The organism is Wolbachia endosymbiont of Mansonella perstans (genome assembly GCF_020278605.1).
GTDB lineage: Bacteria > Pseudomonadota > Alphaproteobacteria > Rickettsiales > Anaplasmataceae > Wolbachia.
This window is the reverse complement of sequence record NZ_JACZHU010000031.1, coordinates 1-8,210: the sequence shown is the minus strand read 5'-3', so window position 1 is coordinate 8,210 and position 8,210 is coordinate 1. Positions and strand designations below refer to the sequence as shown.

General features: G+C 34.2%; 10 protein-coding genes. 4 read left to right on the top strand and 6 right to left on the bottom strand.

Features of this window, described 5'->3' with window-relative positions; genetic code table 11:
• The 6 genes from uvrC to IHO13_RS02635 all read right to left on the bottom strand — a co-directional run.
• A partial coding sequence (gene uvrC, locus IHO13_RS02660) for an excinuclease ABC subunit UvrC (RefSeq protein WP_225538154.1) occupies positions 1–1,036 on the bottom strand: 1,036 nt, incomplete at its 3' end.
• The gene (gene glyS / locus IHO13_RS02655) at positions 1,021–3,138 is read right to left on the bottom strand and encodes a glycine--tRNA ligase subunit beta (protein ID WP_225538153.1); all 2,118 of its coding nucleotides are present in this window, start codon (positions 3,136–3,138) and stop codon (positions 1,021–1,023) included. The genes uvrC and glyS, both read right to left, overlap by 16 nt.
• A gap of 3 nt (positions 3,139–3,141) precedes the next feature.
• Entirely contained in the window at positions 3,142–3,981 is an 840-nt protein-coding gene (locus IHO13_RS02650; protein WP_225538152.1) for a glycine--tRNA ligase subunit alpha, read from the bottom strand.
• 44 nt (positions 3,982–4,025) lie between these two features.
• Positions 4,026–4,784 (bottom strand): phosphatidylglycerophosphatase, encoded by a 759-nt coding sequence (locus tag IHO13_RS02645; protein ID WP_225538151.1) that lies wholly within the window; start codon positions 4,782–4,784, stop codon positions 4,026–4,028.
• Positions 4,785–5,082: 298 nt separating this feature from the next.
• Positions 5,083–5,283, bottom strand: coding sequence for a hypothetical protein (locus tag IHO13_RS02640; RefSeq protein WP_225538150.1), 201 nt, complete (start codon positions 5,281–5,283; stop codon positions 5,083–5,085).
• 245 nt (positions 5,284–5,528) lie between these two features.
• Positions 5,529–6,056 (bottom strand): phospholipase D family nuclease, encoded by a 528-nt coding sequence (locus IHO13_RS02635; protein WP_225538149.1) that lies wholly within the window; start codon positions 6,054–6,056, stop codon positions 5,529–5,531.
• 416 nt (positions 6,057–6,472) lie between these two features.
• Between IHO13_RS02635 and IHO13_RS02630 the strand changes: the two genes are divergently transcribed.
• From IHO13_RS02630 to IHO13_RS02615, 4 genes are read left to right on the top strand one after another with little or no spacing between them, the layout of a single operon-like run.
• Positions 6,473–6,985, top strand: coding sequence for an RDD family protein (locus IHO13_RS02630; protein WP_225538148.1), 513 nt, complete (start codon positions 6,473–6,475; stop codon positions 6,983–6,985).
• Between the two features lie 53 nt (positions 6,986–7,038).
• Entirely contained in the window at positions 7,039–7,224 is a 186-nt protein-coding gene (locus IHO13_RS02625) for a hypothetical protein (protein ID WP_225538147.1), read from the top strand.
• A 30-nt stretch (positions 7,225–7,254) separates the two neighbouring features.
• On the top strand, positions 7,255–7,560 hold the full coding sequence (locus tag IHO13_RS02620) for an RDD family protein (RefSeq protein WP_225538146.1): 306 nt from the start codon (positions 7,255–7,257) through the stop codon (positions 7,558–7,560).
• Positions 7,561–7,579: 19 nt separating this feature from the next.
• Entirely contained in the window at positions 7,580–7,867 is a 288-nt protein-coding gene (locus tag IHO13_RS02615) for an RDD family protein (protein ID WP_225538145.1), read from the top strand.
• The last annotated feature ends 343 nt before the right edge of the window (positions 7,868–8,210 follow it).

The window sequence follows — 8,210 nt, the reverse complement described above, 5'->3', positions numbered from 1 at the left end:
CATGCAAAACTTTTATTGGTTTTTGAGTAACGTTACGTATTGCCTGCTTAACGATTTCCTTACCTGTAAAAAAAACAGGAACATAAATTTGTGCTGGAGGTATGTTAGCTGAATTATACAAATTGATTAGAAAGGTGGATAAAATTTCATCGTCTGGATGATCATTGCAGTTCCCAATAAAGTAAGGAGTACTTCCATAGTTGTCTTTATTTCTGAACGATAACACACCAATGCATGCCAGATCGTCTTCACGTACAATGCTGAAAAAGTCTGCATCTTTTTCAAAGGAAAAATCCGTTCGCTGCATTTGAATTTGCTCAAGAAATTTTACTCGATCTCTATATACAGCAGCAAGCTCATAATTTTCCTCACTACTGCACTTTCTCATTGTGGAAAGTAATTGTTCTTTCACTTCCTTATTTCTTCTAAGCAATGTATCTCGCGCTTGTTTTACTGATTGGCAGTAATCACCTTTCGTGATTTTATTTACGCACGGTGCTGAACAGCGCTTAACTTGATACTCAAGACATGGTCTTTTTGTTGAGGAGAAATATCGATCTGAACATACTCTCAAAAGGAAAGCTTTTTGCAATGACAATATAGTCTGCTTAACAGCATCGGCAGATGGAAAGGGACCGTAATAGTGAAACTCACCCTTTTTAAACTTGCTTCTGTATCGTGCTATTCTTGGATAATCGTGTTTGGAAATTGTTATATAAGGATAAGATTTTCCGTCCTTGAGCACAATATTATAAGGTGGCTTCAATGATTTTATTAACTGCGCTTCAAGAAGCAGTGCATCTACTTCATTTTCAGTTAGAAAGGTCTTAATCTCAACAACCTGAGAGAGTATAACTTTGATTCGTTCAGAAAGGTTTTCATATCGAAGGTAGCTAGATAACCTTGATTTTAAATTTTTTGCTTTTCCAACGTATAAAACCTTATCCTTCTCTCCTATCATCTTATACACGCCACAAGACTGTGGAGACAACTCGATTTGTTTTTTTATCGCCTGAACATTTATGACATGGCCCATTGTTTAACTTGTATGAGGCTAAAATCTGCTACTAGGTGAAAGATGGAAACAACACTTGCAAGCAAAGACAACCTATTTCTTCTCAGCTTGTCAGAATCACAGTTGATCTTTACACTGTCCATAAATCGGTTGATAAATGGAGCAAAACCAGTAAGTTCATCAAGTGCTGTATTGAAGTAACCATTTTTTATTGCTTGTTTAATACTTTTACAAACAGTTATAGCACAATTTGATAGTGCTATTTCTTCACTATCAATCAAAAACTTCTTATTACAAGATGCACCATAAGTAGTGCTGTCATTTTTTTCTGCTTTGTTAACTATGTTACTGACCCTTTTATAAGTGCTCATAACCTGTTCACCTTCAGGTGTACTAATATAATGGTCTAATACAACAGTTTGCTTTTCTGCTGTTAGCAGATCATTAATATCAGTTTTATATAATATTGAACTTACAACATCTTGCCTTATACCCCTGTTCCTTAAAATAACCTTGAATCTCTTCAGGAAGAATTTAAGCACTAGTTCTGAAAATTTTTCCTTACTCAGCTTATTAGATTGATCAAATGATGTTACATCCTCAGTAAATGTAAGTTTTGGATATAAAAATACCGACTTATTTATCAATAGCTTAACCGGAATATGCAAGTTATTCTCAAGTATTGTTCTAATTACACCAATTGTCATTCTTCGCAAACCAAACTGATCATATGAACCTGAGATCTTTTCACCTGCTGCAATCAAACCAACCAAACTATCTACTTTATCAGCAATGGCTACAGCAATTGCAGCAGGAGATTTAGGACATTCTTGCTCTGATCCGATCGGTTTATAATGCTCAGTTATAGCTTCCACTATTTCTTCATCCTCTCGAAAGTAAGAAGCATAATAACCACCCATTGTTCCTTGCAACTCTGGAAACTCTTTTACTATCGACGTTGCAAGATCTGCCTTTGCTAAATATGCAGCACGCTCAACTTTAATTAGTGAAGCACGCGGAACATATATGGCTACATATTTTGATAGAGCTATAATCCGCTTTACTTTTTCTCCAACGCTACCAAGAGAAGCATGAAACAATATCGAATCTAATTTCTTGACATAATAATCCAGATTTTTCTTTTTATCCTGAGATATCAAAAACTGGGCATCAGCAAGACGTGCTTCCAATATTCTTTCATGCCCCTTGACAACTTCATCATTGTTAACATTGACAACAGTGACAAAGTGCGAAATTCTTTGCCCATTACTTAAAGCAAGATATTTTTGCTGCGTATTAATTATGCTAAGAACTACTTCCTTCGGTAACCCAGATGACTTTTCTTGATCTACTTTGCCAAACAGCACAATCGGCCACTCTATAAGCCCCGCTAATTCACTCAGTAAATAATCATTTTCTTCAAGTTGTAAACTCTGTCCTTTTATGAATTTATTGATCTGATCAAGTATAAATTGTTTTCTTTTATCTGACTGGAGAATGACATTGTTTTTTTCCAGCAATGCAAAGTAGTCTTTAGGTGTTCCAGCAGTGAGCGCCGTACCGCTTGAGAGAAATCTATGACCATACGTTACGTTGCATGCTGTAACTCCTGCAAAAGATATAGGTATTATCTCATCATTCAAAACGCATAGAATGCTTTTAATTGGCCTAACCCATCTTTCTTTTTCTTCACTCCACCTCATGCTTTTTGGCCAAGAGAAATTTTTCAACATCTCCTCTAGTAGATTCTTGAGAAACTCTTGGACATTAAATAAGCAAACATCCTTTTTGATGAAGTAAAAGTCTTCATTACCTACCTTGCGAACGAATAAATCTGTCTCACTTTTCCCATTTTTCCTTAAAAAACCTTCAACGGCACTTTTTGATGCGTTAACATTTGGTCCTTTAACTTCGTTATTAGAACCCTTGAGTCCCGAAATGCTTATACTATCAACAAAAAGAGTGATGCGGCGTGCCGTTATAAAAACCTCTATAGATGCAAATTTCACATTATTTTTATTGAAAGCATTAGCAACATAACCCTTAACTTGAGCTGCAGCTGAATTTTGCATTCTCAGTGGTATTTCTTCTGCAAGGCATTCAAATAACAATTGTGATGACATATGTTACTTACTCATATATAACTCACAACATTTTTTTGTCAGCTCTCTCACTCTACCAATATACACTGTACGCTCATTCACACCAAGCACACCTCTTGCATCAAGCAGATTAAGTAGGTGGCTAGTTTTAATGCATTGGTCATAAGCTGCTACTGGTAATTCTTTTCCGATAAGAAATTTACATAGTTTTTCCGTGTCCTTAAACTGCTGCTGTACCACTTTAGTATCATAATAATCAAGCGCCAGATAAGAAAATTCATATTCTCTTTGTTTAAAAATGTCTCCATAAGTCACACCGTTGTTGTTCCAAATTATATCATAAACATTATCCACACCCTGTGTGCACATTGCCAAACGTTCTAGCCCATACGCTACCTCGCCAGGAATTATTTTGCAGTCAATACCTCCTACTTGCTGTATATAAGTAAGTTGTGCTACCTCCATTCCGTTACATGTAACCTCCCACCCTAGCCCTGACGCACCAACACTTGGATTTTCCCAATCATCTTCAATAAATTTAATATCATACTTCTCTGTAGATATACCAAGAACTTTTAAGCTACTTAAGTAAATATCCTGCAAATTATTACCAGAAGGTTTGATTATAACTTGATATTGATGGTGTTGATATAAGCGATTAGGATTATCACCATAGCGTCCGTCTGCTGGCCTAATTACAGGTTGTAGATACGCAATTTTTGTTGGTTTTGTGTCAATTGCTGACATGATTGTTGCAGGATGCAATGTTCCAGCTCCAACTTCAGATGTGTAAGGATGGAGTATAATACACCCTTCACCAGCCCAAAAATCTTGCAATTCCTTTATTATGCTTTGTAGATTCATGTAAACTGAACACTTTTTATACTGAATATACAAGCAAATAGGTACTATTCAATATTTATTTTTTTTACAGTGCTATGCAAGTAGTCACTCAAGACTACTGAATTTTCTTTCACATATTGAATTATGCTCTTGTTTAGGACAATTGCGTTATGCATAGTTAAATCGCAGAATATAAACGCAGTCAAATACAGCAAAATTACTGCATAAGACGTATGGAAAATCCCCTCAAATGTAATTGATATTGCATTGTTATAACTGAGCTGTATTGAACTTATTGGCCAAGGTTTTATCACTTCCACAATATTAAAAAATGCATAAGGTATAATAAAGAAAAAGAACAAGTGCATTAAATCATTAAACCAAAACGGACATTGAAGTATCTGCTTACATATGCTTCCATAGAGTTTACTTACAGCATGATAAATTGACATTATTGCTGGCATTGAGAGCGCAACAGTCAACACTTGCCCTGATGCTATTTGTATTACTATATTCTCACCACTATTCGCTGAAGGGTCTTGAACATGAAAAATGGATATTCCAACTAACTGTAGTACTAGCATAACTATTGCCAACTTCACAAAAATAGCAGCCACAACTACGCCCGAATTTGGTATTTTGTATAGTACAAAATCTCCTCCATATACGAGAACTAATATGATATCGGTAACAAATAATATTAAAAAAGAAGACCAATAGCTCTGCCAACCTGGTAAGTATCCTATTCCTAAAAAAGAGCTCACTATTTTAGCAGGAAAAACTTTGCCCAATGTCTTTTCCAGAGTTGTCCAAAAAATCTCCATGTCTCAAGTAATATTTAGCTAATAAAGTTATACTTTATTGTAACAGACTTATCAATAGTTCAAGACAAATAAAGTAAACAAATATCCTCCACAAAATCTTTCCATTGAGAAGAATTCTACTTTAGCTAAAACGTGTTTTTAAGTTTTTGCCAAAACCCTGGTTTATCATCATTAACCTTTGTAAATGCTATATTTAAACTGCATTGCGGATCACTTGGTGCATCATGTTTAATGTTAAGTGTTGAAGCTTTATTATAAGCACAAATATCATCATATGATAACTCCATTGTGTAGCACTTTATATGCTCTTGCTTATCATACACATTAGACCATCTGATTTCTCTCCTAGTTCTACAAATTTAGCTTTTTTCTGACAGCATTTTTTTATCAAATCCTTATCCAGTAATATTGAAATAGGCAGCATATTTCCAGCATGTTCTTTAGCTAAAAGTTCACTTTGAGGGTATATTTTTATCTCCTTACCATAATGCGAGTCCACAAAGTTGTCAGTGTAGAACTTATCTCCGGCATGTATGCACCCGTCAGTTGCATAGGGTACACCGTTGTAACTGTATTGAACTTTATAGTCTCCTGTTCCGTTATTGTGAAAAAATCATGAATGGTAGTGTAACTACCAGCAGCATCGTTTATGTAATCCATCGCCTAATTCTTAAAACCTTATTATAGCGTGCGCAATTATATCAATCGACTAGAAAATTCTTTCCACTACTTTTCAGCAAGTATCTAGGGAGCGTATTGATAAGATTGTGACTTTCGTGCCTCCCAGTTCTTCACATACTGCTGAACTAATTCAGGGTATTCTTTAACAATTAATAGATTTTCAGCATTCCCTTTTTCGGCTGTTTTACTGAGGTTAAATGACCCTGTGATGACTTTTTGATTATCGACAATTATTACCTTATTATGGGCGATTTTTGGTTTATCATCAATCCAAACTGGTATTCCGCTTGCAAACAATTCATTTATAACACTATGTTTCGAGTAAAGTTGCGATTTATCTAAAATGACTTTAACATCAACACCACGTTTCTTAGCATTAACTAAAGCATTCGCAACCGCTTCAAGAGTAAATGTATACTCTTGAACTAAGATGGACTCTTTAGACTGACCTATCTCGCCGATTATTGGCACAGCACAGTCTTCCTCAGGCGAGAAGCAAACTGTAGCTTTTGGGCATGGCGAGAATATAGAGTCTGCATAGTAATACAGAGAAAAACACACCAACAAAAATAAAAGGTACAAAAGCTTCACAACCCACACCTAAACGTATGGTGATAGACTACATCATAGTTTGATCATCTGTCAATAGACCCCTTGCATATCAAACCAGCTTTGGCATGTGCGAAAAATCTCTTGACAAATCTTACCTGAAAAGGACACATTTTAAACTTCTTTGTTGAAATAAAATAGAAATAAAAGAGCTGTTTTTTCAGTACTTTACGGGTAATTTAATGGTAAAAATTTTAGGGGGAAATTTTGTACAGTAATCGCTGACATTTTTCTTTAAGTTGATGCCATTGAGCATTCAGTTTCACTTTTCCTTGTAAAATATTTCAGCTCTAATACCTTACATTATTAAAGATACAAGCTAATATTATCCAAATCAGCATGTTTAAGGTTATTTCATTACTGATATGATACATCAAGTAATTATGTACGGAGGAAATATGGATACTAAAATAAGTTATGCAGAGTTTACAAGACGCATTTTAGCAGAAGTACTTGATTCTCTGATATTTTCCCATCATTTCATCTGTAGCGTATTCATTTATACATTACTGGATGATAAAGACTTCTTTCAGGAAGCTGAACAACTAGCAACAAAAATACTATTTGTAGTTTGTATAACAACCACAACATTAGTACTAACAGTGTTCAAAATATTAATGATAGCAAAACTTGGTGGTAATCCAGGAAAGCTATTGTATGGCACGTATATTAAAGACGCAAGTACACTTAAAAATGTTACTCTAATCCAAGTAGCAATAAGATGTATTTCTAATGGAAGCCTCTGGATTATTTTCCTCTTTCTGCTTTATTCGCAACATTACGATTACGCTTATCTATATCTTTTAATTGTGCTAATTTTAATTTTATTTGCAGTATTTGATCATCGCAAAAAGACTGTGTATGACAAAATTTCAAAAACAGTAGTGATAGATTATAAACCCGAGAACTAACCTCTCTTTACAATTTACAGTTATTTAATAACATGCTTCTATATTAGTTAGTAATGTTACAAAATATAGGTTGGGTTATTGATAATGAAATAAATGTTAAAGTAAATTATGTAGGGTTTACAAGGCGTATTGTAACAGAAGTAATTGACTATATCATATTTTTCTTTCTTTTGCTCATCCTGTATATTGCAGTATCAGGCAATAATGAAATTGATAACTTTCATGACGAGATTGAATAGTTAACATCTTCTTATACAATCTTTACACCAATGCTGTATACAGTATTAGAAATATTAATGATAGCAAGACTGGGAGGTACTCCAGGACAACCGTTATGTGGTATGTATGTCAAAGATTTAAATACATTTAAAAGTGTTACTCTAATGCAAGCAACGATAAGGTGCATTTCTGAGACAGTTTTTATCATTTTGTTCTCTTTTTTGATTAACTATGTTTCTCGGTGGTTAGCAATTTTAACGATTCTAATTTCAATATTAGCAATCTTTAACAAATGTAAGCAATTTCTTTACGATAAAATTGCAAGAATAGCAGTGACAGATTATAAATCTAGTTAAACTTTTTTATAGATAGTGTATGGATAAAAAAGTAAACTACTCAACAATGACAAGGCGCACTCTAGCATTCATAGTTGATTGTATTTTACCCATTGTAATATCGTTTGTTTTGGTAGCGGTAGGTTTCTCACTTACACACGCAATAAAAGGAGTCATAGGAGCAATAATTGTAATCACCACTATTGTATTTCTTTTATTTTTGATGATAGCATGCGTATTTCACATATTCGTGTTAGTAAAATTTGGCTGCACTCTAGGACACTCGTTATTTAGCATCCATGTGAGAGACAAAGATACACTTAAGTAGATCACTCTAATACAAGCAATAAAAAGGACTATTGCTTTTTTCATAATTTATTGTATACTGTTTTGCAATCCTATTTATTCTTAGCTACACTAATCTTAGTTTTAGTATGTGCAGTAGATGATAAACATAGACAAATTTTTCATGATAAAATTGCAAATATGGTAGTGATAGATTATAAACTCAGTTGATATTTTCCTTCACTGGGATCCAGTTCTTCATAAAAATGGTGCACTTTAACATAACTTTTATGCTCACTAACCTAATCAAATTTCTAGATTCCAGCGTTATGCGCTGGAATGACAGGTCTATGGTACATCCAAGTGACTTTTTTTGTCATTCCAGT